At 32.9% G+C, this 1,576-nt stretch carries 2 pseudogenes; one reads left to right on the forward strand and one right to left on the reverse strand.

Annotated features, from left to right (window positions below):
• Positions 1-772, reverse strand: a pseudogene (locus A5849_RS14585) (PRD domain-containing protein); the annotation flags it as partial.
• Positions 773-804: 32 nt separating this feature from the next.
• On the opposite strand from A5849_RS14585, the pseudogene A5849_RS14590 reads away from it, so the two are divergent.
• Positions 805-1,576 (forward strand): annotated as a pseudogene (locus A5849_RS14590) (PRD domain-containing protein); the annotation flags it as partial.

Here is a 1,576-nt window from a genome sequence, read left to right on the forward strand (position 1 = left end):
GTATATATAATTCCCATGTCGATATTTTGATTTTATAAAACTGTTCCAAAGTATAGAAAATCGTTTGTGTATTTTGATAAAACAATTTGTTGTTGATTTTCAGCTGGTTGATATCTTCTGGGACTGGATAGTCTTCTGCACCAAGTATCGTTCGTTCGACCATCAAAGCTAGATGCATCATTAAATTGAACTTCATTTTAGCATTCAACTGAAGACTGAATCTTTTCTCGCACTTTTCTACTACATCTTCTACTTGTCGGATAATCACATCAGGGTTTAAAAATTCGAGTTTTTCAGATAAACCTTCTTTTGAAAAGAAATGAATGAATTCGTTCGTTAATAATGGAACACTACTAGGATGAATTAGGTTTCTCAATTGTCTATTCAATTTATTCTCTGCATCTTCATCCAAAACATCAATTAGATTAATACTAGGAACCGGGGTTGTGTTATCCAGATAGGAAGTTGTCAAGATCAACGCCGTCTCTTTCAAATATCCTTCTTCCGAAGAAGCTCGTTCTAATGTGCTCACTAATTCTCCGTAGTTTAATACGATTAGCTTAATGTCAGGATTAAAGTATTTTTCACAGATCATTTTTATTTTCTTAGCAATATCACGACCAGATATACTAGAAATAATGACATTTTTTTCTACAGCAAAACCTTCAAAATACTGGATATTCGTTACAAAATCACTTTCTGCCGTTTTTGCAATCTCATAAAAAAGATTTCCATTGATTAGTTGCTGTCCAATCTCTAGTGCATAAGAGCTGTCTCTTATACACATCTAGATGTGTATAAGAGACAGCTTATGCACTAGAGATTGGACAGCAACTAATCAATGGAAATCTTTTTTATGAGATTGCAAAAACGGCAGAAAGTGATTTTGTAACGAATATCCAGTATTTTGAAGGTTTTGCTGTAGAAAAAAATGTCATTATTTCTAGTATATCTGGTCGTGATATTGCTAAGAAAATAAAAATGATCTGTGAAAAATACTTTAATCCTGACATTAAGCTAATCGTATTAAACTACGGAGAATTAGTGAGCACATTAGAACGAGCTTCTTCGGAAGAAGGATATTTGAAAGAGACGGCGTTGATCTTGACAACTTCCTATCTGGATAACACAACCCCGGTTCCTAGTATTAATCTAATTGATGTTTTGGATGAAGATGCAGAGAATAAATTGAATAGACAATTGAGAAACCTAATTCATCCTAGTAGTGTTCCATTATTAACGAACGAATTCATTCATTTCTTTTCAAAAGAAGGTTTATCTGAAAAACTCGAATTTTTAAACCCTGATGTGATTATCCGACAAGTAGAAGATGTAGTAGAAAAGTGCGAGAAAAGATTCAGTCTTCAGTTGAATGCTAAAATGAAGTTCAATTTAATGATGCATCTAGCTTTGATGGTCGAACGAACGATACTTGGTGCAGAAGACTATCCAGTCCCAGAAGATATCAACCAGCTGAAAATCAACAACAAATTGTTTTATCAAAATACACAAACGATTTTCTATACTTTGGAACAGTTTTATAAAATCAAAATATCGACATGGGAATTATATATAC

The organism is Enterococcus sp. 10F3_DIV0382, from assembly GCF_002140245.1.
Taxonomy (GTDB): domain Bacteria; phylum Bacillota; class Bacilli; order Lactobacillales; family Enterococcaceae; genus Enterococcus_B; species Enterococcus_B lactis.